17 protein-coding genes and 1 pseudogene are annotated in these 21,319 nt (G+C 67.5%); 15 read left to right on the top strand and 3 right to left on the bottom strand.

What is annotated here, in order from left to right; translation table 11 throughout:
- Positions 1-161: 161 nt before the first annotated feature.
- The 3 genes from AC3WRC_RS13625 (at position 162) to AC3WRC_RS13615 (ending at position 5,091) form a co-directional block, all read left to right on the top strand.
- Positions 162-3,467, top strand: a complete 3,306-nt coding sequence (locus AC3WRC_RS13625; protein ID WP_492304191.1) for a DEAD/DEAH box helicase — start codon at positions 162-164, stop codon at positions 3,465-3,467.
- 266 nt (positions 3,468-3,733) lie between these two features.
- Positions 3,734-4,375: a cytochrome c oxidase assembly protein gene (locus AC3WRC_RS13620; protein ID WP_492304190.1), complete on the top strand. Its 642-nt coding sequence runs from the start codon at positions 3,734-3,736 to the stop codon at positions 4,373-4,375.
- Positions 4,372-5,091 (top strand): cytochrome b, encoded by a 720-nt coding sequence (locus tag AC3WRC_RS13615; protein ID WP_045811114.1) that lies wholly within the window; start codon positions 4,372-4,374, stop codon positions 5,089-5,091. Before AC3WRC_RS13620 ends, AC3WRC_RS13615 begins: the two co-directional genes overlap by 4 nt.
- 7 nt (positions 5,092-5,098) lie before the next feature.
- Here the strand turns inward: AC3WRC_RS13615 and AC3WRC_RS13610 are convergent.
- Positions 5,099-5,563 (bottom strand): annotated as a pseudogene (locus tag AC3WRC_RS13610) (c-type cytochrome); the annotation flags it as partial.
- 226 nt (positions 5,564-5,789) lie between these two features.
- Here AC3WRC_RS13610 and AC3WRC_RS13605 point away from each other — a divergent pair.
- Genes AC3WRC_RS13605 through AC3WRC_RS13590 form a run of 4 tightly spaced genes read left to right on the top strand, consistent with a single transcriptional unit; the run spans position 5,790 to position 10,000 of the window.
- Complete coding sequence (locus AC3WRC_RS13605; protein WP_492304189.1) at positions 5,790-6,188, top strand: c-type cytochrome; 399 nt, start codon at positions 5,790-5,792, stop codon at positions 6,186-6,188.
- On the top strand, positions 6,178-7,155 hold the full coding sequence (gene coxB, locus AC3WRC_RS13600; RefSeq protein WP_242077016.1) for a cytochrome c oxidase subunit II: 978 nt from the start codon (positions 6,178-6,180) through the stop codon (positions 7,153-7,155). The genes AC3WRC_RS13605 and coxB overlap by 11 nt, the downstream gene beginning before the upstream one ends.
- The gene (locus AC3WRC_RS13595) at positions 7,152-9,698 is read left to right on the top strand and encodes a cbb3-type cytochrome c oxidase subunit I (protein WP_492304188.1); all 2,547 of its coding nucleotides are present in this window, start codon (positions 7,152-7,154) and stop codon (positions 9,696-9,698) included. The genes coxB and AC3WRC_RS13595 overlap by 4 nt, the downstream gene beginning before the upstream one ends.
- Positions 9,695-10,000: a hypothetical protein gene (locus AC3WRC_RS13590; RefSeq protein ID WP_055754719.1), complete on the top strand. Its 306-nt coding sequence runs from the start codon at positions 9,695-9,697 to the stop codon at positions 9,998-10,000. Before AC3WRC_RS13595 ends, AC3WRC_RS13590 begins: the two co-directional genes overlap by 4 nt.
- A 37-nt stretch (positions 10,001-10,037) precedes the next feature.
- Here the strand turns inward: AC3WRC_RS13590 and AC3WRC_RS13585 are convergent, their stop codons facing one another.
- Positions 10,038-10,214, bottom strand: a complete 177-nt coding sequence (locus tag AC3WRC_RS13585; protein WP_200918628.1) for a beta/alpha barrel domain-containing protein — start codon at positions 10,212-10,214, stop codon at positions 10,038-10,040.
- 391 nt (positions 10,215-10,605) lie between these two features.
- On the opposite strand from AC3WRC_RS13585, the gene AC3WRC_RS13580 reads away from it, so the two are divergent.
- From AC3WRC_RS13580 to AC3WRC_RS13545, 8 genes are read left to right on the top strand one after another with little or no spacing between them, the layout of a single operon-like run.
- Positions 10,606-10,689, top strand: coding sequence for a potassium-transporting ATPase subunit F (locus AC3WRC_RS13580; RefSeq protein WP_082503478.1), 84 nt, complete (start codon positions 10,606-10,608; stop codon positions 10,687-10,689).
- 18 nt (positions 10,690-10,707) lie between these two features.
- Positions 10,708-12,417, top strand: a complete 1,710-nt coding sequence (gene kdpA, locus AC3WRC_RS13575) for a potassium-transporting ATPase subunit KdpA (protein ID WP_492304187.1) — start codon at positions 10,708-10,710, stop codon at positions 12,415-12,417.
- 18 nt (positions 12,418-12,435) lie between these two features.
- Positions 12,436-14,502 (top strand): potassium-transporting ATPase subunit KdpB, encoded by a 2,067-nt coding sequence (gene kdpB / locus AC3WRC_RS13570; RefSeq protein WP_492304186.1) that lies wholly within the window; start codon positions 12,436-12,438, stop codon positions 14,500-14,502.
- Entirely contained in the window at positions 14,502-14,657 is a 156-nt protein-coding gene (locus AC3WRC_RS13565; protein WP_153923133.1) for a hypothetical protein, read from the top strand. The genes kdpB and AC3WRC_RS13565 overlap by 1 nt, the downstream gene beginning before the upstream one ends.
- A complete protein-coding gene (locus tag AC3WRC_RS13560; RefSeq protein ID WP_492304185.1) occupies positions 14,650-15,366 on the top strand; it encodes a TorF family putative porin in 717 nt (238 codons plus the stop codon). The genes AC3WRC_RS13565 and AC3WRC_RS13560 overlap by 8 nt, the downstream gene beginning before the upstream one ends.
- A 10-nt stretch (positions 15,367-15,376) precedes the next feature.
- Positions 15,377-15,955 carry a K(+)-transporting ATPase subunit C gene (gene kdpC / locus AC3WRC_RS13555; RefSeq protein WP_492304184.1) on the top strand — a complete coding sequence of 193 codons (579 nt, stop codon included), beginning with the start codon at positions 15,377-15,379 and terminating at the stop codon, positions 15,953-15,955.
- On the top strand, positions 15,956-18,640 hold the full coding sequence (locus AC3WRC_RS13550; RefSeq protein WP_492304183.1) for a DUF4118 domain-containing protein: 2,685 nt from the start codon (positions 15,956-15,958) through the stop codon (positions 18,638-18,640). It abuts the gene before it with no gap.
- Complete coding sequence (locus tag AC3WRC_RS13545) at positions 18,640-19,329, top strand: response regulator (protein ID WP_492304182.1); 690 nt, start codon at positions 18,640-18,642, stop codon at positions 19,327-19,329. Before AC3WRC_RS13550 ends, AC3WRC_RS13545 begins: the two co-directional genes overlap by 1 nt.
- 3 nt (positions 19,330-19,332) lie before the next feature.
- On the opposite strand, the gene AC3WRC_RS13540 is transcribed toward AC3WRC_RS13545, so the two are convergent.
- On the bottom strand, positions 19,333-21,264 hold the full coding sequence (locus AC3WRC_RS13540; RefSeq protein ID WP_492304181.1) for a methyl-accepting chemotaxis protein: 1,932 nt from the start codon (positions 21,262-21,264) through the stop codon (positions 19,333-19,335).
- Positions 21,265-21,319 lie beyond the last annotated feature (55 nt).

Here is a 21,319-nt window from a genome sequence, read left to right as displayed (position 1 = left end):
GCCCCACCGCCAAAAGCCGTGGGGCTTTCTGACGTCTGGCGGTCAACACCGAGCCGCAAACCTCGAGATCCGGCAAAGGCCATAGCGCGGCATGGGTGGGACAAACGCTCCTGGGTACGAAAGCGGGCGCAACCCCCGGCCGGCCTTGGGGTTGAGCCAGGATGAAATCGTCACCTGCCGACACCGATCTTTCCGCCACGGGCCAACAGGTCCTCGTGGGAGGGCCAGCGCCCGAGCAGGACCACGGCAAGCGCTGGAAAATGCCGGCGGCGGCGGTAGCGGCCGGACTTGCCGAGATGAAAACGAGGCGCTCCCAAATCGTGGTGTTCATCGCCACCAGTGAACGTCGCGCCGATGAGATTGCGGCGGCGCTCTCACCGATGGTGAAGGACGCCGACATGCTGGTCCTGCCGCCCTGGGATTGCCTGCCCTACGATCGCGCCGCGCCTTCGCGAGAAAGCATGGGGCGGCGGATGGCCGTCTTAGCCGCACTGAACGAAGCCAGCGCAAGGCCCGTGTTCCTGGTCGCCTCGCCAGATGCGATCGTGCAGCGGACGCCGTCGCGCGAACGGATCAAAGCCCGCTTGTCGCTCGCGGCGGGCGAGGGGCTGGATCGCGAAGCCCTGGAGTCGTTTCTCAGGGATACGGGCTATGCGGCGGATGAGCGGGTCGATGAACCTGGCGAGTACGCTCTGCTTGGCGCGGTGGTCGATGTCTTCCCGCCCGCGTCTGCAATGCCTTATCGCATCGCCCTGGATGAGGCGGACCGGATCACTGAGATTCACGCCTTCGATCCCGTATCGCAACGCCGGGGCGCCGAGATCCAGACGATCTGTCTGACCCCGGCGGCTGAGTGGAGTGACCGGTCTTCCGAGGCTGACGATCCAGATCGTCAGAATACGGGGCCGTCAATCGATGTTGAGACCTCGACGACCCTGTTTGATTTCCTCGTCAAGCCGATGATCCTGACTGACGTGGGCGTCGAGGATCGGTTCGAACGCATTCGCGCGCATGTGGCCGAAGCCTATGACACGCGCCTGCGGTTCAGCGAGGGCGCGCGTCCTGCGAAACCCGACAGCCTCTATTTGACGGAAAAGGACGTTCGGCAGGCGTTGAAAGGCGCCAAACCCCTGAGCGTTGAGGGTTGGGCGCCGACGCCGGCCTTCGCTTTGGAGAAGTCGCCGGGGCGGGCCCTGAAACAGTTCATTGCCGAGCGGCGCGAGGCGGGGGACCGCATCGTTCTGACAGGATTGCCTCATGAGCATAGGATCATCCTACGCCTTCTGCGTCGCCACGATATTGATACGCCCGTGGCGCTCGAGAGCTGGACCGCGATCGCACCCCTGCAGCCCGGGCAGATCGCCGTCGTAACCGCCGATCTGGACACAGGCTTCCGACAGTCGGCCGCCGGTCTAGTCGTCCTGACGCCCTCGGACATTTTCGGCGGCCGGATCGCGCGAGGATCCGGCGACACGATCGATGCGTTCGGGGAGACCGAGCTGCGGCTGGACGACGTGGTCATTCATGAAGACCACGGTCTGGGTGTCCTGAAGGCGTTGGAGCGGGTCGCTGCCGATGGTGTGGAGCGCGACGTTCTGCGCATCGAGTATCATGGCGGTGGGACCATTCTCGCGCCGATCGAGGAGTTTAGCAAAATCTGGCGTTATGGCTCGGAGCCGGACGCGGTGTCGCTGGATCGGCTGAATACCCAGGGATGGCTGAAGCGACGCGCCAAGGTCAGCGCGCAGATCGACGAGGCCGCAGCGGCCCTGTCCACCCGGGCCGAAGCGCGTGCAGCGCTGAGGACCGAGCCGATCACCGCGCCGCGTCAGCCGCTGGCTCGGTTCGCCGCCGGCTTCGCCTTCCCCGAAACGACCGATCAGGCGCGCGCCATCGAGGCGGTCCTGTCGGACCTGGGATCCGGCAAGCCCATGAACCGGCTCGTCTGCGGCGATGTAGGTTTCGGCAAGACCGAGGTCGCCCTGCGCGCCGCGGCGGCCGTGGCCCTTGCCGGCAAACAGGTCATCGTCGTCGCCCCGACCACCATCCTGGCGCGCCAGCATTTCGAGGTCTTCAAGAGACGGTTCAAGGACACGGACATTCAGGTCGGCCACTTGTCACGCGCCGCAGACAGCGCGGAGGCGCGGGCGGTCAAGGCAGGGCTGGCGGACGGCTCCATGCGCGTCGTGGCGGGTACGCAGGCTCTGGCGTCGGAAGGGTTGGCGTTTTCCAGTCTTGGGCTTGTCATCATCGATGAGGAACACCGCTTCGGCGCGCAGATGAAATCTGCCTTGGCAGAGAGGGCGCCGCATCTGTTGTCGATGTCGGCCACCCCGATCCCGAGGACTCTGCAAAGCGCCATGGTCGGCATTCAGGACGTCAGCCTGATCGCCAGTCCGCCCGCCCGACGCCGGCCCATCCGAACCTTCATGACCCCGTTCGACGCCGGGGCGGTTCGCCTGTCGCTGATGCGCGAGAAGGCGCGAGGCGGCCAGAGTTTCGTGGTCGTGCCGCGGATCGAGGATATGGAACCCTTGGCGGAACGCTTGAAGACCCTGACGCCCGAGCTGTCGGTGGTCTTGGCGCACGGCGACATGTCCCCGTCCGCGATCGACGAGGTCATGAGCCGCTTCTCCGACGGCGAGGGGGATGTGCTTCTGGCCACGAATATCATCGAGACCGGCCTGGATGTGCCGCGCGCCAATACGATGTTGATCTGGCGGCCGGACCGGTTTGGCTTGGCGCAGTTGCATCAGCTGCGCGGGCGTGTCGGCCGGGGGCGCCGCCAAGGCTTCACCTATCTGCTTTCCGATCCCGAAACGCCGATGGCGGCGGCGACGGAGGCCCGGCTTCAGACATTGGAGGCTCTGGACCGACTGGGGGCGGGCTTCGCGATCAGCGGGCGCGATCTGGACCTGCGCGGCGGCGGCGATCTGGTGGGCGAGGAACAGGCCGGACATGTCAGGCTGATCGGCTCGGCCCTGTATCAAGCCGTCCTGGCTCGGGCGCTCGCGGCTGTAAAAGGCGATCCCGATCCTGACCAAGCCTCTCCCAGTCTGAACGTCGGCGCGACAGGGCATCTGCCGGCGGACTACATCCCAGACGAAACCGTGCGCATCAATCTTTATGCCCGGTTGGCGCGCGCCACGACGGCGGAAGATGTCGATGCCTTGCGAGACGAAGCCGAAGATCGGTTCGGTCCTTTACCCGACCCGGCGGAGGATCTGTTCACCGGCCGTCGCCTCGCAGCGCTCGCCCGTGATGCCGGCGTCACGGAAATCGTATCGGGGCCGAAGGCGACGGCGTTGCGGATCGCGGCGGCGCGTCGGCCCGGCATGGAAGCGTCCTTCCCGTTGAGCGATGATCGACGCTGGTCCGAGGATCGCATGATCGTCGACGCCGCCAACGATCAACCGCACGACACGGCCTTCATCGAGAAGCTTCTGACCGAATTGGCGGCGGCCTGAGGACAGGGCGGGTTCGAGCCGGTTTTAACGTCCGGGGTCTGTTTTGTTGGGAGCAATTCCGCCGCTGGCGCGCTGATCGACCACCTGGGGCATCGCGGCAATTCGTCGTAGAAATGATGCGGGCGGAACCGTCACCGCTGGCTTGGCTTTTCTTTTGATGGGGATCAGGAGATCCGGCAAGGGGCGGGGGTGCAGGTTTGAGTTGGACGCCGTATTGCGGACCCGCGCCGGCTTTCGGCGAGTGGCGCTGGAATCTTGATCCGATCTTGCTGGCCGTCCTCGTTGCAGCTGCGGGCGTGGTCCTGTGGCGGCTGGAAGGGCGGCGGCGCGGCTATGGCCTGGCGGCCGTCGCGGTATTGGCCGTTGGATTTGTCTCCCCGCTGTGCGCCCTCAGTTCGGCGCTGTTCTCGGCGCGGACGGTTCATCATGTGCTGTTGGTCGGCCTCGCCGCGCCCTTGCTGGCGGCGGCCCTGCCCATGAGACGATATGGGTCGCTGATCGTGGCGACGGCGGTGCAGGCGGTGGTGTTCTGGGCTTGGCATGCGCCTGACGCCTATGGCGCCGCCCTGTCGAACGATGCGGTCTATTGGGTGATGCAGATCAGTCTGCTGGCGAGCGCCGTCTGGTTCTGGTGCGCGGTGCGGTCGGCGTCTGCACCGGCGGCGGTCATCGCCCTGTTGGCGGCCATGCTGGCGATGGGGCTGCTTGGGGCGGTGCTGACCTTTGCGGGGCGGGCGGTTTACGCCCCCCATGCCTATTCGACCCTGGCCTGGGGCCTGACGCCGCTGGAGGATCAGCAGGCGGCCGGGCTGATCATGTGGGCGCCGGCGGCGGCGCTGTATCTATTCGCCGCCCTGTGGCGGCTGGGGCGGATGATCGGCCCCGACGCCGAGGCGCATCCGGCATGATCGAAAGACTGTTCAGGCAGCTGCTGGAATGGGCGGCGGGTCACCATGACGAGGGGCGCTACTCGCCCGTCGGCATCGGCTTCCATTGGGTGATGGCGGGGCTGGTGATCTTCCAGCTCGGCTGGGGCTGGTGGATGGGGCGGCAGCCGGTGGGCGGGGCCATGATGGCCGCCTACGACCTGCATTTCGCGATCGGCGTGCTGATGCTGATCCTGGTGATCGGCCGGCTGTCATGGCGTTTACTGGCGCCCGACCTGATCAATGATGCGGACAAGCCAGGTTGGGAAAGCATGGCCGCCCATGTGACCCACTATGTCTTCTACATCTGCCTGTTCGGCCTGCCGCTGTCGGGCTGGGCCATGATTTCGGCGACGGATCGGACGCGTCAGCTGGAGACGTTGGGCTTCATCAAATGGCCGCTGCTGCCGCTGCAGGATCTGTCCAACACCCAGCTATGGGCGATCGAGGCGGCGGCGGAATGGATGCACTGGGGACTGGTCATCACGCTGCTGCTGATGATTCCGATCCACGCCGGCGCGGCGCTCAAGCACCATCTGATCGATAGGGACGACGTGTTTCACGCGATGCTGCCGGTCGTGCCGCTGCTTCGACCGAAGCGGACCCGGTGGCAGCGGCGCTGGCGCGCGCTGGAGAAGCGGGTTGCGTCGACAGCCAGGACGCTATGGCGCGGGCTTCTGGGTCCGAAAGCGATTTGACGGCGGCGGCCATGACGCCGCGCGGGTCGTTGCGGCGTTTGCCCGCTTTCCAGCGGTCGATCTGTTCCAGGGTGTAGGCGGCGGGCTGACCGGCGATCTGCGGGTTGCCCCCCTGGCCCGCGCCTTGACCCCGGTCGCCGTGACATGAGGCGCAGGCGACGATGCCGCGCGAAGGGGCGCCGTTCAGATAGATGGCGGGCGCAGGCGCCATCGACGCGGGCGTTTGCGTCGGCGGCGCGGGCAGGGCGGCGTAGTAGGCGGCGACCTCGCGTCGGCCCTGCTGGTTCAAGGCCTTGGCGATGCGGGTCATGGCGTCGTCGGGACGAAGGCCCGATGCATAGTCTTCCAACTGCTTTTGCAAATAGCCGGCGTTCAGGCCCGCCAGGCGCGGGGCGGCGACCCCATCCCCGCCGCCGTCCAGGCCGTGACAGGTGAAGCAGGCGTTGGCCGCCCCGCCGGCGCCGCCGCTCATGGCGATGACCTGGCCGTTCGCCGTGAAGGTGCGATCCGTCTGGCCAGGCGTAGAGTCGCAGGCGGCGAGGCCGGTCAGCAGAACAAGAACGGAAAGGGAGGCGCGCACGGCGGTCCAACACCTGCTTATGGCGAAGGTTCCTTGGGGCGATGCGCCGAGCCCCCATGTCGCAGTCGGGAACCTCCGTCCGACAAGAGGATTGCTCTGGCGAAGCTTTGGGGGGCGGATGGGTTTTCGGACGATGGGCGAGGGCATGGGACGACGGGCGGCGGCCTGCACGCTGATGCTCGCCCTGTGCGCCTGCGTGGACAAGTCCGACCTGCCTCGGCCGGTGGTTCAGGCCGATGCGGCCGCCGGACTGGCGGTGATCAAGGAGGTCGGTTGCGCCGCCTGTCACCGGATACCCGGCGTCGCCTGGCCGGAGGGCCGGTCCGGCTCGAACCTAGCGGAGTTCGGCGCGCGCCCCCTGATCGCCGGACGTCTGCCGAACCAGCCCGATGTCCTGATCCGCTGGCTGATCGACGCGCCGTCGATGGACCCCGGAACCGCCATGCCGCCCATGCCCCTGACGCAAGACCAAGCCCGCGACGTTGCGGCCTATCTGTACACGCTCGATGAAGACTGACGCCCCTCCCGGAATCGCCGGCTGGCCGCCGCCCGTGCTGGATCCGGCCGGCCCGTTCGCCGGACCGATCCAGACCGTCGCCTGGGTGCTGTTCATCATGGCGGCGGTGGTCATGGTTGTGGTGGCCGTGGCGCTCGGCATCGCCCTGTTCGGGCCTCGCAAGTGGAAGCGCCGAGTCGGCGGCGAACGCCTGATCTGGATTGCGGGACTGGTCTTCCCGGTGGTCGTTCTGACCGGACTGCTGGTCTATGGGCTGACCACGACCGCGCGGGTGGCCGATGCGCCCAAGCCCGGCGAAATGCGGGTGCGCGTCACTGGCGAAATGTGGTGGTGGCGCGTCGCCTATCTGGACGGTCAGGGGCGAGAAATCGTCCAGGACGCCAACGAGGTCCACATCCCGGCCGGCCAGCCTGTCGTGTTCGAGCTGGAAAGCGCGGACGTGATCCACAGCTTCTGGGTGCCGCGCCTGGGCGGAAAGACCGACATGATCCCCGGCCGCCGCAACTTCATGCGCCTGCAAGCCGATGCGCCTGGGACCTACGGCGGCCAATGCGCCGAATACTGCGGCGGTCCTCACGCCTTGATGGGGCTGGTGGTCGTGGCCCACGCGCCGGACGACTATGCCGCCTGGTTGGCGCGTCAGTCGCGGCCGGCGGCCGTCGTGCCCTCGGCCCAGGGGCCGCTTGCCTTGATCGACCAAGGGCGCAACGTCTTCGCCGCCTCGGGCTGCGCCGCCTGTCACACCATTCGCGGGACCGAGGCGAACGGTCTGGCGGGACCGGATCTGACCCACGTCGGCTCGCGCCAGACGCTGGGCGCCGGCATCCTGCCGAACAATCAGGGGACGATGGCCGGCTGGATTTCGGACAGCCAGAGCCTGAAGCCCGGCAACCGGATGCCGTCCTATGCCGTCCTGTCGGGCCAGGACGTGCGCGCCGTCGCCGCCTATCTGGAAAGCCTGAAATGAGTTCGGAAACCGGGTTCGATCCCGAACTCTACAAACGCTTCCCCACCACCGAAGCCCGGCCCGAGGGCGAGCTGGAGCAGCTCGACGAGGTCTGGTGCGGCCCGCGGCGGCCGTGGGAGTGGATCACGGCGATCAACAACAACTACATCGGCGTCTATTACGTCGGCGCGGCCATGCTGTTCTTTGTGCTGGCAGGCGTGCTGGCGCTGTTGATGAGGACCCAACTGGCCCTGCCGATGACGGGTTTCCTGGCGCAGGAGACCTACAACCAGATCTTCACCATGCACGGCACGGTGATGATGTTCCTGTTCGCGGTGCCCGCGGTCGAGGCGCTGGGCGTGCTGTTGCTGCCGCAGATGCTGGGGGCGCGCGATCTGCCGTTCCCGAGGCTGAGCGCCTACGCCTTCTGGGCCTATCTGGTCGGGGGGCTGTGCTTCTTCGCCTCGCTGTTCTTCGGCCTGGCGCCGAATGGCGGCTGGTTCATGTATCCGCCGCTGACGTCGACGACTTACTCGCCGGGCATCAACGCCGACTTCTGGCTCTTGGGCATCGGCTTCATCGAGATTTCGGCCATCGCCGGCGCCATCGAGATCATCGTCGGGGTGCTGAAGACGCGGGCGCCGGGCATGACGCTGGACAAGCTGCCGATCTTCGCCTGGGCCATGCTGATCTTCGCCTGCATGATCATCATCGCCTTCCCGTCGATCATTTTGTCGACCCTGCTGCTGGAGCTGGAACGCGCCCTGGGCTGGCCCTTCTTCGATGCGGCCAAGGGCGGCGACCCCATGCTGTGGCAGCATCTGTTTTGGTTCTTCGGCCACCCCGAGGTCTACATCATCTTCCTGCCGGCGGCGGGGGCGATGTCGACCCTGATCCCGGCCGTCGCCCAGACCAAGCTGGTCGGTTATCGACTGGTGGTCCTGGCTATGCTGGCGACCGGGTTCATCAGCTTCGGCGTCTGGGCGCACCACATGTTCACCACGGGCATGCCGCAGATCTCGATCAACTATTTCAGCGCCGCCTCCATGGCCGTCAGCGTGCCGGCGGGGGTTCAGGTCTTCGCCTGGATCGCTACCCTGGCGGCGGGCAAGATGCGGTTCAACACGCCCGGCCTGTTCGCCGTCGGGGGACTGGTGATCTTCGTCATGGGCGGACTGACCGGCGTGATGGTCGCCATGGTGCCGTTCGACTGGCAGGCCCACGACAGCTATTTCATCGTCGCCCACCTGCATTACGTCCTGATCGGCGGGATGGTCTTCCCGCTGTTCGCCGCCATCTACTACTGGACGCCGATGTCCAGCAGCCGGCCGCTCAGCGAACGGTGGGGTAAGTTGATCTTTTGGCTGATGTTTGTCGGCCACAACGTCACCTTCATGCCCATGCACCTGACCGGGCTGATGGGCATGCCGCGCCGGGTCTATACCTATCTGCCGGACCGGGGCTGGGATCTGCCGAACATGATCTCGACCGTCGGCTCCTTCATGTTCGGCCTGGCGGTCGTGTTGTGGATGATCGACATGATCCGCAACTTCCGCCCGTTCGGCGAGAAGGACGCGGGCAATGTCTTCGGCGGGCCGGGGTTGGAGTGGCTGCCCGCCGGCCGATACTCGCTGCGGTCCGTCCCGGTGATCAAGAGCCTGTATCCGGTGTGGGACCAGCCGAACCTGGCGCGCGATGTCGAGGCCGGCCGCTACTTCCTGCCCGGGGCGCCGCGCGGCGAGCGCGAGACGATGGTCACCAGCCCGATCAACGCCGAGCCGCAATATCTGCAGCGCATGCCCCGGCCGTCCAGCTGGTATGTCTGGGGCGCGATCTTCACCGCCGGCTTTTTCTTGATCCTGACGATCCAGGCCTATGTCGCCTCCTTGGTCAGCGGCGTGCTGGCCGTCTACTGCATTCTCAAATGGTGCTGGGAACTGGATCGGCCCGGCGGTCCCGCCACGGTGGACGTCGGCGGCGGCGTTCGACTGCCGACCTATGTGTCCGGCCCCAGCAGTCACGGCTGGTGGGCGATGGTCATCACCCTGATCGTGTCGGGCATGGTCGCAATCATGGCCTGCTTCTCCTACGTCTTCCTGTGGAGCCGGCGGCCGGACCTGTGGCAGGCGCCGCCCGAGATCGGCTCCCTGCCGTTGACCCTGGGTCTGCTGGCGGCCGCCGGCATCGGCGCCTGGGCGTCGCAAGGCTCGCTGAAGCTGGACCGCCCGCGCAGCGCCGGCATCGCCGCCGTCCTGATGCTGGTCGCCACCCTGGCGGCGGGCGGCGCTTTTGCGTCTGAGGCCTCGGCCTGGTGGAACTCGGGCCTGCGCCCCGACGCCTCCAGCCAGGGCGCGACCGTCTATGCGCTGTTGGCCTGGCAAGGGACATTCGTCGGCATCTCGCTATTGATGGGGCCGTTCATCCTGCTGCGCTGGCTTTGCGGCCTGGTGTCGCCGCGCTATCCGGCGACCTTCGAGGTGGTCGCTCTGTTCGTCGCCTTCACAGCGGTTCAGGGCGCGGCGACGACCCTTCTGATCCGCCTGTTCCCGGGCGTCGGCGCATGAGGTTCTGGCTGCTGATGCTGGGGGGGCTCCTGATCTGGGCCGCCCATTTTCTGGGGCTGTATCTGCTGTCCAGCGCCGCCGACGTGGCGCATGGCGACGCCGGTGCGTGGAGCATCGCCGGCTATGTCTTCAGCCTGGTTTGCCTGCTCGCCATTGCGGCCTTGTGTTGGAGAAGCCTGACCGCCCTGCGCGCGAAACCGGCGCCTACTGAAGCCTTCGGCCTGCGCGTGTCGATCGCCGCAGGTCTGCTCTCCGGGATCGGCGTGATCTTCCAAACCTTGGTTTTGATTGTGGGAACTTAGCCTTGGGCCAAAAGCCGATCGCGTCGCATCAGAGCCGTTACGACCAATGCGACACAAAGGCCGCCGCCTGACGGCCGACCTGCTGCGCTGACTGCCCCGACTTGAAAACGGCCGAGTCGATGCCGAAGCCGGAGGCGCCGGCTGAGCGCCAGGCGGCCATGCCGTCGGGATCGACGCCTTCTATCGCTGGTATCGGGGCGAGTTGACGCGCCATGATGACGACTATGGCGTCAACAACAGCCCTTCATTAGCCCGGATGGCCGCATCCTCTATCACCACGAGACGCTGAAGAAGACAGTCCTGGCCTTCGATCATGCGAACCTGCTCTGAGTGCGAGGACAACTACGGGCTGTACCGACGCCGGCAGTTGGAGCGGGCGCATCGCTTCCATTCGATACCGCGGCCGATCGCTCATGGGGCGGGTTTTATGAATCCTTTAGGTCGGCGGCGCGGACTCGCATCGCGCCATTATGCCGCCCGGTGGTCTGTTCCCGCTCGAACTTGAGCGAGGAGGCCGGATTGGCCGATGTGATTTTTCTGGCGGTGGGTGCGGGGGCGTTCGCCGTCTTCGCCCTGCTGGCCACAGCGTTGAAACGGGTGTGACGATGATCGCCATGCTCTGGGGGGCGGGGGCGCTGGTCGTCGCCGTTTACATGGTCGCGGCGCTGCTGCGGCCCGAGCGGTTCTGAGGAACCGGGACGGATTTCATGAACATGCAAGGATGGGGCGAGATCGCCCTGACCCTTGGGCTGGCCGTAATGCTCGGCTGGCCCATCGGCGTTTATATGTCGCGCGTCTGGAATGGCGAGCGGACCTGGCTGGATCCGGTGCTGAAGCCGGTCGAGGCCGTCTTCTACGGCGCGGCAGGCGTCGATCCGAAACGCAGCCAGGGCTGGCTGGGATACGCCGGCGCCCTTTTGGCCTTCAATCTGGCGGGCTTTGTCCTGCTGTACGCGATCTTGCGTCTGCAGGGCGTGCTGCCGCTGAATCCGCAAGGGTTCGCAGGCGTGTCGCCGCATCTGGCCTTCAACACCGCCGTCAGCTTCGTGACCAACACCAACTGGCAGAGCTATGGCGGGGAGGCGACCCTGTCGACCTTCACCCAGATGGTCGGCCTGACGGTGCAGAACTTCGTCTCGGCGGCGACGGGCGCGACGATCGCGGCGGCCCTGGCGCGGGCCTTCGTCGCCAATCGCGGCGAGGGGGTCGGCAACTTCTGGGCCGATCTAACGCGCACAACGCTGTATGTCCTGCTGCCCGCCGCCTTGATCTTGGCGGTGGCCCTGGCCGGTCTCGGCATCGTTCAGAGCCTGGCGGCCCATGTGACGGCGACCGGCGTCGAGGGCGGATCTCAGACCTTGCCGCTGTTCCCGGCGGCCAGCCAGGTGGCGATCAAACAGCTGGGCATCAACGGCGGCGGCGTCTTCAACGTCAACGGCGCCCATCCGTTCGAGAACCCGAACGCCATCACCAATCTGCTGACCGCCGTGGCGATCAACGTCATGGGCTGGGCGGCCTTCTTCGCCTTCGGTCGCACCGCCATGGCGAGACGCGACATCCGCGCCCTGGCGGCGGCGGCCCTGATCATCCTGACCGTGTCTTCGGCCGCCATGTATTTCATCGAGACCCAGCCGGCCCCGGCCCTGGTCGCGGCCCAGGTGGACGCCTCGGTGAACATGGAGGGCAAGGAGGTCCGCTTCGGCGCCCCCGCCTCGACCGTCTGGTCCGTCGTCACGACCGGTGCCTCGAACGGCTCGGTCAACTCGATGCACGCCAGCTTCATGCCCTTGGGCGGTGGGTTGCAGATGTTCCTGATGCAGTTGGGCGAGATCCTGCCTGGCGGCGTCGGTTCGGGCATCGCCATCATGGTCGTCATGGCCCTGCTGTCGGTCTTCGTCGCCGGCCTGATGGTCGGGCGCACACCGGAATATCTGGGCAAGAAGATCGAGGCGCGCGAGATCCAGTTCGCCATGATCGCGGTGCTGATCCTGCCGCTCGCCATCCTGGGCTTCACCGCCGTGGCGGCCGTCTTCCCGACGGCGCTGGCGGGCCTGCTGAACAAGGGGCCGCACGGCCTGTCGGAGATCCTGTACGCCTACACCTCGGCGGCGGCGAACAACGGCTCGGCCTTTGCGGGCCTGACCGCCAACGCCCCCTGGTGGAACACGACCCTGGGTCTGGGCATGCTGTTCGGGCGGTTCATTCCGGCCGTCGCCGTCCTGGCCATCGCCGGCAGTCTGGTGGTCAAGCCCAAGCTGGCGCCCAGCCCCGGCACCCTGCCGACCGACAATGGCCTGTTCATCGGCCTGCTGATCGGCGTGATCCTCATCCTCGGCGGCCTGCAGTTCCTGCCCGCCCTCGCCCTGGGACCGATCGTCGAGCACTTCCAGGTGCTCGCGGCGGTCGCCGGCGCCTGATCCTTCGGACATCCTGACATGACACAAATAACTCTGGATCCGCGCGAGGGCGGCCGGGCGTCGCCTCTTGCGGGCGGCCTCTCGGGACAGATGATCGGACGCGCGGTTGGCGACGCCTTCGTCAAGTTGAACCCCGTCAAGCTGATCAACAATCCGGTCATCTTCACCACCTGGATCGTGGCGCTTCTGTCCACGCTCTCGGCGGCTGCGGCCATCGCCGGCGGTCAATCGGCGGGCTTTGCGGTGCAACTGGCGCTGTGGCTTTGGGCCACGGTCCTGTTCGCCAATGTCGCCGAAAGCATCGCTGAAGGGCGGGGCAAGGCGGCGGCCGACAGCCTGCGCGCAACCCGCGTCACGACCAAGGCCAAGCTGATTGTCGATCCGAAGACCGGCAGCGTGGTCCCGACCAACGCCTCGGAGCTTGAAGTCGGGTCGATCATCCTGGTCGAAGCCGGCGACGTGATCGCCTCGGACGGCGAAATCATCGAGGGCGTCGCCTCGGTCAACGAGGCCGCTATCACCGGCGAGAGCGCCCCGGTTATCCGCGAAAGCGGCGGCGACCGTTCGGCCGTGACCGGCGGCACCACCGTCGTCTCGGACTGGATCAAGGTGCGCATAACCGCCAAGCCCGGCTCGACCTTCCTCGATCGTATGATCGCCATGGTCGAGGGCGCGGACCGCCGGAAGACGCCCAATGAGTTGGCCCTGGCCGTGCTGCTGGCCGGCCTGACCCTAATCTTCCTGATCGCGGTCGTGACCCTGGTGGGTCTGGGCGCCTATTCCGGCGTCGATCTGGATCCGATGGTGCTGGGCGCCCTGTTCATCACCCTGATCCCGACCACGATCGGGGGCCTGCTGTCCGCCGTCGGCATCGCCGGCATGGACCGGTTGCTGAAGGTGAACGTGCTGGCCACCTCGGGCCGTGCGGTGGAGGCGGCAGGCGACGTCGACACCCTGCTGCTCGACAAGACCGGCACCATCACCTTCGGCAACCGCATGGCGACCGAAGTCATCCCGGTTCCGGGCGTGCGCCCCGAGGCCGCCCTGGCCGCCGCCGTCATGGCGTCGCTCGCCGACGAGACGCCCGAGGGCCGCTCCATCGTCGAGCTGGGCCGCAACGCCGGCGTCTCGGTCGATCAGCCCGCCGGCGCCGTCTCCATTCCCTTCACCGCCGTCACCCGCCAGTCGGGCCTGGACGTCGGCAAGGACAGCTGGAGGAAGGGCGCGGTCGATGCGGTGCTGAAGGATCTGAAGCTGACCGACGGTTCGGCCCCGGCCGAGTTCCGCCAGGCGGTGGACCGGATCGCCCGTTCGGGGGGCACCCCCCTGGCCGTGACCCAGAACGGCGTCCTGGTCGGCGTCATCCACCTGAAGGACGTGGTCAAGCCGGGCGTGAAGGCGCGCTTCGCCGACCTGCGCCGCATGGGCCTGCGCACCGTCATGATCACCGGCGACAATCCGGTGACGGCCGCAGCCATCGCTTCGGAGGCCGGGGTGGACGACTACCTCGCCGAGGCGACGCCCGAAGACAAGATGCGCCTCATCAAGGCCGAACAGGCCAAGGGCCGTCTGGTCGCCATGTGCGGCGACGGCGCCAACGACGCGCCTGCACTTGCGCAAGCGGATGTCGGCGTGGCCATGCAGACCGGCGCCCAGGCCGCCCGCGAGGCCGGCAATATGGTCGATCTCGACAGCGACCCGACCAAGGTCATCGAGATCGTCGAGGTCGGCAAGCAACTGCTGATCACGCGCGGCGCCCTGACGACCTTCTCGGTCGCCAACGACGTGGCCAAGTATTTCGCCATCATCCCGGCGATGTTCGTGGTCGCCCTGCCGTCGCTGGGCGCGCTGAATGTGATGCGGCTGCACAGCCCCGAGAGCGCCATCCTGTCGGCGGTCATCTTCAACGCCCTGGTCATCGTCGCCCTGATCCCGCTGGCGCTGAAGGGCGTCAAATACCGGGCCATCGGCGCCGGCGCGCTTCTGGGTCGCAACCTGCTGATCTACGGCCTGGGCGGCCTGATCGCCCCGTTCGTCGGCATCAAGCTGATCGACCTGCTCATCTCCGGCCTGGGTCTGGCGTGATGCGTCGGGAGGTCTCTCGCATCCTGCAACTCGTCGTGGCGGTGCTGGTCATCGCCGTGATGTGGGGTGTGGCGACGCTGCAGCAGACCGATCCGCGCACGCGCTCCAACCCCATGGCCATTCATCCTGTTCGAATAGAGAAATCCAATGCGTAAATCCTTCTCCAAGGCCTCGGGCCGCAACGACGCCTGGTTCGCCGCCGCCTGTATTGTCGGTCTCGCCGGTCTGGGCCTGTGCAGCGAAGCCAAGGCCCAGGACGTGTCGGCTAACGTCGCCGTCACCTCCGACTACGTCTTTCGCGGCGTCAGCCAAACCCAGGAAAACCCAGCCATCTCGGCCGGCGTCGATCTGACCAAGAACGGTTTCTACGCCGGCGGCTGGGCCTCCAACGTCGATTTCGGCGACGATACGGACGCCGAGGTCGATCTGTATGCCGGCTATCGGCCCGAGGTCGCCGGCTATGCGCTGGACTTCGGCGTGATCGGCTATCTCTACGCCGGTCAGCCAGACGGCGCCGACTATGACTATGTCGAGTTCAAAGCCGCCGCTTCGCGCGCATTCGGCCCGGCGACACTGGGCGCCGCCGTCTATTATTCGCCCGACTTCTTCGGCGCGGCCGAGGACGAGGCGATCTATGCCGAGGTCAACGGCGCGGTCAGCCCTGCCGACAAATGGACCGTCTCGGGCGCCGTCGGCCGTCAGTGGGTGTCGTCGGACCTGGACTACACCACCTGGAACCTGGGCGCGGCCTATCAGCTGACTGACAAGCTGGCGGTGGACCTGCGTTATCACGACACCGATCAACACGACTTCGGCGACATCTACGGCGCACGCGCCGTAGCCACGCTGAAGGCGACCTTCTGAGGCGACGGCCATGGTCAACCAACTTCGCCCGGCCCTCGTCATGACGGCCCTGTTCACCCTGCTGCTGGGCCTGGCCTATCCGCTGGCCGTCACCGGCATCGCCCAGGTCGCCTTCCCGGATCAGGCTAACGGCAGCCTGGTGCGCGACGCCGGCGGCAAGGTCGTCGGCTCGTCCCTGATCGGCCAGCCTTTCGTCGGCGCGACCTATCTGCATCCGCGCCCGTCGGCGGCAGGCGACGGCTATGACGCCGCCGCCTCGTCCGGCTCCAACATGGGGCCGCTGAACCCGGACCTGATCGCCAGCGTCGCCGAAAGCGCCCAGGCGATCCGCGCCGAGGATGGCCCCGGCGTCATCCCCGCCGATGCGGTGACGACATCGGGTTCGGGCCTCGACCCGGACGTGTCCCCGGCCTACGCTCGGCTTCAGGCCGCGCGGATCGCCCGCGCCAGAGGCGTTCCCGTGCAACAGGTCCAGAGCATCATCGACGCGCACATCGAGGGGGCCTTCCTGGGCTTCATCGGCCAGCCGCACGTCAATGTCCTGCTGACCAACCGCGCGCTGGACGCCCGCTTCGGCGCGGAGGGCTGATTGCCCGAAACGGCGCCCGCAACGCCCGCGACTTCAGCCGCTCCGTGCCGCAAGCGCGGGCGGCTGAAGGTGTTTCTGGGCATGTCGCCCGGCGTGGGCAAGACCTATGAGATGCTGCGCGCCGCACGCCGTCGAAAGGCCGAGGGGCTGGACGTCGTCGTCGGCGTGGTCGAGACCCACGGCCGCAAGGAAACGATGAGCCTGCTGCGCGGGCTCGACGTCATGCCGCGCGCGCCCATTGAACACCGCGACCGCGCCTTGATGGAGTTCGACCTCGACGGCGCCCTGGCGCGACGGCCCGAACTGTTGCTGGTCGACGAATACGCCCACTCCAACGCGCCGGGTTCGCGCCATCCCAAGCGCTGGCAGGATGTGGAGGAGCTGCGCGACGCGGGCATCGACGTCTGGACCACGCTGAACATCCAGCATCTGGAAAGCCTGTCCGACGTCATTCTGCGCATCACCGGCGTGCGCCAGCGCGAGGCGGTGCCCGACAGCGCCCTGACCGGCGCCGACGACATCGAGGTCATCGACATCACGCCCGAAGACCTGCGGGTGCGTCTGGCCGAGGGCAAGGTCTATGTGCCCGAAACGGCGCGGGTGGCGTCCGAGAACTTCTTCAAGATCGAAAACTTGACGGCGCTGCGCGAACTGGCCCTGCGGCGCGCGGCCCAGACGGTGGACGACCAGCTTCTGACCCACCTGCGCGAGCGGGGCGTGTCGGGGCCGTGGGCGGCGAACGAGCGGATCCTGGTCTTGGTCGGCGGCGACGCCATGACCGCCTCGCTGGTTCGCACCGGGCGGCGAATGTCCGACATGATGATGGACGCCCCCTGGTCGGTCGCTCACGTCGAAAGACCCAGCGGATCGCGGGCCGACGCCCGCTCGGCGGGACGATTGTCCGAGGCCTTCAAGCTGGCCGAGCAGCTGGGCGGACGGCCCGTGACGATCAGCGGCGACGACGTGGTGCGCGCCGTGCTGGATCACGCCCACCGCAACAACGTCACCCAGATCGTCATCGGCAAGACGCGCGGCGGGCGGTTCGCCGAATGGACCGGCCGGGCCCTGGCGACCGAACTGCTGCGCAAGGCCCAGGGCGTCGCCGTCCACGTCGTGACCGAGGGCGATCTGGCCGCGCCCGAATCGGCGGCCAAGTCGGGCGTCCGGGCGGCGCTGGACTGGCGCGGCTATCCGGCCGGGGCGGGGTTCGTCCTGGCGGCGACGGGGGCGGCTCTTTTGCTCGACACCCGGTTCGAGCGGGTCGATCTGGGTGTCATCTATCTGGCGGCGGTGGTGGCGGCCGGGGTGCTGAACGGGCTGCGGCCTGCGCTGGCGGCGGCGACCCTGGCCTTTCTGACCTACAACTTCCTGTTCCTTCAGCCCCGCTACAGCTTCCTGATCGGTTCGCCGACTGACTTCCTGACGCTGCTGCTCTTCTGGGGCGTGGCCCTGGGCACAGGCGCCCTGGCGGGGCGGGTGCGCGAACAGGCCAGAGCCGCCCAGCGGCGCGCCGCCGCCGTCTCGGCCCTGCTGGCCGCCAGCCAGACCCTGTCGGCGGGCCAGGATCGTGCGACCACGGCCCGCAGCCTGGCCGAACAGGCGTCAGCAGCCGCCGGCGCGGGCGCCGTCGTCCTTCTGCCCGACGGCGAGGACATCGTTCTGACGGCGGCCAGCCCCGACGGCGTGACCCTGGCCCCCGATGCCATGGCCGCCGCCCGCTGGGCCTGGACCCACGGCGAGGTGACGGGCCACGGCACCGGCACCCTGCCGCAAACCCACTGGCGGTTTCAGCCCTTACAGGGCGTGCGCGGCCGGGCCGGCGTGGCGGGCATCGACGCCTCGGCCGTGGCGGCGGGCTCGGACGAGGAACGCCTGGCCATGGCCCTGCTGGACCAGGGCGCCGTGGCGCTGGAGCGCGCCGATCTGGCCGGTCAGGCGCTGGAGACCGAGACCCTGCGCCGCGCCGATCGTTTCCGCGCGGCCTTGATGAACTCGGTCAGCCACGACCTGCGCACGCCCCTGTCCACCGTCCTGGGCTCGGCGACGACCTTGATCGACTATGGCGCGACCCTGAAGCCCGAGGTCCGCGACGACCTGCTGCTCAGCATCCGCGAAGAGGCCGAACGCCTGTCGCGCTATGTCGGCGATCTCCTGGACATGACCCGGCTGGAGGGCGGCGGCCTGAACGTGCGCACCGACTGGGTGGACGTGCGCGATATTCTCAACGCCGCCGCAGAGCGGGTGGCGCGTCGGCTGGGGACCCGTCACGTGACCCGCGACTTTCCATCCCAACTGAGCTTGGTTCTGTTGGATCAGGGTCTGCTGGAGCAGGCCGTCGTCAACATCCTGGAGAACGCCATCGCCTACAGCCCCGACGGCTCGATCATCGAACTGGCGGCGTATGAGGATCGCGGCGCGGTTGTCATCTCCATCGAGGACGAGGGACGCGGCATCCCCACCGCCGAGCTGGAACGGGTGTTCGACAAGTTCCGCCGCATGGAGGAGTCTACGGATCGCGCGAAAGGCGCAGGCCTCGGCCTCGCCATCTCCAAGGGTTTCGTCGAGGCCATGCGCGGCCGCATCGCCGCCGCCAGCCCGATCCAGGACGACGCCGACGGCAAACGCGGCACCCGCATCCTGATCAGTTTGCCCAAGTCTATCGCCACCCACCCGGATCTGCTCTGATGTCCGCCGTTCGCCCCCAGGTTCTGGTCATCGATGACGAACCCCAGATCCACCGCTTCCTGGCCCCCGCCCTGGACGCCGCCGGCTATGAACCCCGCCGCGCCGACAGCGGTCAGGAAGGGCTGCGCGCCATCGCCCTGTGGAGCCCCGATGCCGTGGTTCTGGACCTCGGCCTGCCCGACATGGACGGCAAGGACGTTCTGACGCGGGCGCGCGACTTCTATCAGGGGCCGATCATCGTCCTGTCCGCCCGCGACCGCGAGGCCGAGAAGATCACGGCCCTGGACCTGGGCGCCAACGACTATGTCGAAAAGCCTTTCGGCGTCGGCGAACTGCTGGCGCGCATCCGGGCGGGCCTGCGTCAGGGCGCGCTGACGCCGGTCGCGGGCGGGGTGGTCACGGCCAGCGATGTCATCATTGATCTGGACCGCCGCATCGTCACCCGCGCCGGCGAGCGGGTGAAGCTGCGCCCCAAGGAATACGACGTCCTGGCCTACCTCGCCCGCAACGCCGGCAAGGTCCTGGGTCATGCCGACCTGCTCAAGACCATCTGGGGCGCCGGCCACGCCGATGACGTTCAATATTTGCGCGTCGTTGTCGGCCAGCTTCGGCACAAGCTCGAGGCCGATCCGGCTCAGCCCGTCCTGCTCGTGACCGAACCGGGCGTAGGGTATCGGTTGGCGAACTGAGGTCTAGAACTCTTCCCAGCCGTCGCTGTTCGAGCCGACCGTGAGATCGCGTCCGCCAGCGACCTTGATGACGCGCTGTTCGACCGCCGGCGCGGGACGGGTTGCGGGGCGGGCATGGGCGGCAGCAGTGGTCTTGCGAGCCGTCGCGCGTCCGCCGGACACCTGGAAGAAGGCGACCTCGGACGACAGCTCGGCGGTTTCCTGACGCAGGGCTGTGCTGGCGGCGGTGGCCTGTTCGACCATGGCGGCGTTCTGCTGCGTCACCTGGTCCATCTGGTTCACGGCGACGTTGATTTCCTGCAGCCCGGTCGCCTGTTCCTTGGCGGAAGCGGCGATCTCGACGACCAGGGCGCTGATGTCGTCGACCTGCGAAGCGATGGCCTGGAGGGCCGAACCGGCCTCGCTGACGAGACGCACGCCGTTCTCGACCTCGGAGCCGGAGTTGGAGATCAGCGTCTTGATCTCCTTGGCGGCCTCGGCCGAGCGCTGGGCCAGGGCGCGGACTTCGGAGGCCACCACGGCGAAGCCGCGACCGGATTCGCCGGCCCGCGCGGCTTCGACGCCGGCGTTCAGGGCCAGCAGATTGGTCTGGAAGGCGATCTCGTCGATGACGCCGACGATCTGACTGATCTGGCGCGAGCCGCCTTCGATCTTCTGCATCGCGTCGACGGCGTTCATGACGACCTGACCCGACGCCTCGGCGCTCTTGCGGGCGCCGTTGGTGACGTTGGCGGCCTGGTTGGCGGCCTCGGCGGTCTTCTTGACCGTGACGGTGATCTCATCCAGCGCGGCGGCGGTCTCTTCCAGAGCGGCCGCCTGCTGCTCGGTGCGGCGCGACAGGTCCTCAGACGCCTGGCTGATTTCGCCGGCGCCGGAATCGATGCCGTGGACCGAGCCCAGGACGCCGGTGACGGTCTCTTCCAGACGGGCGATGGAGCGGTTGAAGTCGGCCTTCAGAACCTCGCTGCGCGCGGGGAAGGGGGCGTCGATACGATAGACCAGATCGCCCTCGGCCAGGGCCGACAGACCCTTGCCCAGGCTTTCGATGACGACGGCGTTCTCGGCGGCCTCTTGCTGGGCCACAGCTTCGCGCCGGCGGCGTTCGACTTCGGACTGGTCGCGCATCGATGCCGTTTCGCCTTCGAGCGCCTTGGCGCGCAGGCCGTTGTCGCGGAAGACCTGCATGGCCTGGGCCATGGCGCCGACCTCGTCCCTGCGGTCGGTGTCGGGAATGGCGACGTCCAGCTTGCCCCCGGCCATGATCGACATGGCGCCCGTCATCCGGCGAACCGGCGCGACCATCAGGATCGACAGCTGCACGCCCAGGAAGACGGCGGCGGCGACCAGGATCAGACCGCCCGCCGCCAGGGCGAAGAAGGAGGCGGTGATCGCCGACGCCTGTTCGGCGTCGCGCACGTTCATGCGGGCCATCTCGGCGTCGCGCACGGCTGTGATCGACTTGGTGATGTGGGTCACGCGAACCTTGTCGCCGGACTCGATGACGACACGGCGCGCGGCGTCGATGCGCGACGGGTCCAGCGCGGCCTGGGTCAGAGGCGTGCCGAACTCGGTCTTCCACACGGCGGCGTCATCCTGGGCCTTCTTGACCAGCGCGCGCTCTTCCGCCGTCAGATCGGCGGCGTTAAGCGCGGCGATCGACTGCTCGAACTGTTCCCAGCCGGTCTTGTAGACATCCAGATAGTCAGCGTTGGCGGTCAGAAGCACGCCGCGCATCTGGGAATTAAGACGGATGACGCCCTTCTCGGCGACATGGGTGTGATCGATGATGCTCTTGCTTTGCGCATTCAGCTCGGCCGCCGTCTTCATGGCGGACAGCTGGAAGAAGACCGCGCCGATCATGGCGGCGGCGACCGCCAGCAGCAGGGCGAAGGCGATCGCCAGCTTCCGCTGCATCGGGATGTTCTTCGGGTTCATGCGATCATCTCCTGAAGGATGTGCAAAGCAGGAGACCGGAGCGGCGAACGGCTCC

The sequence above is a fragment of the Brevundimonas sp. EU05-FHT14B07 genome (genome assembly GCF_058790795.1).
This window is presented reverse-complemented; position numbering and strand designations above follow the sequence as displayed.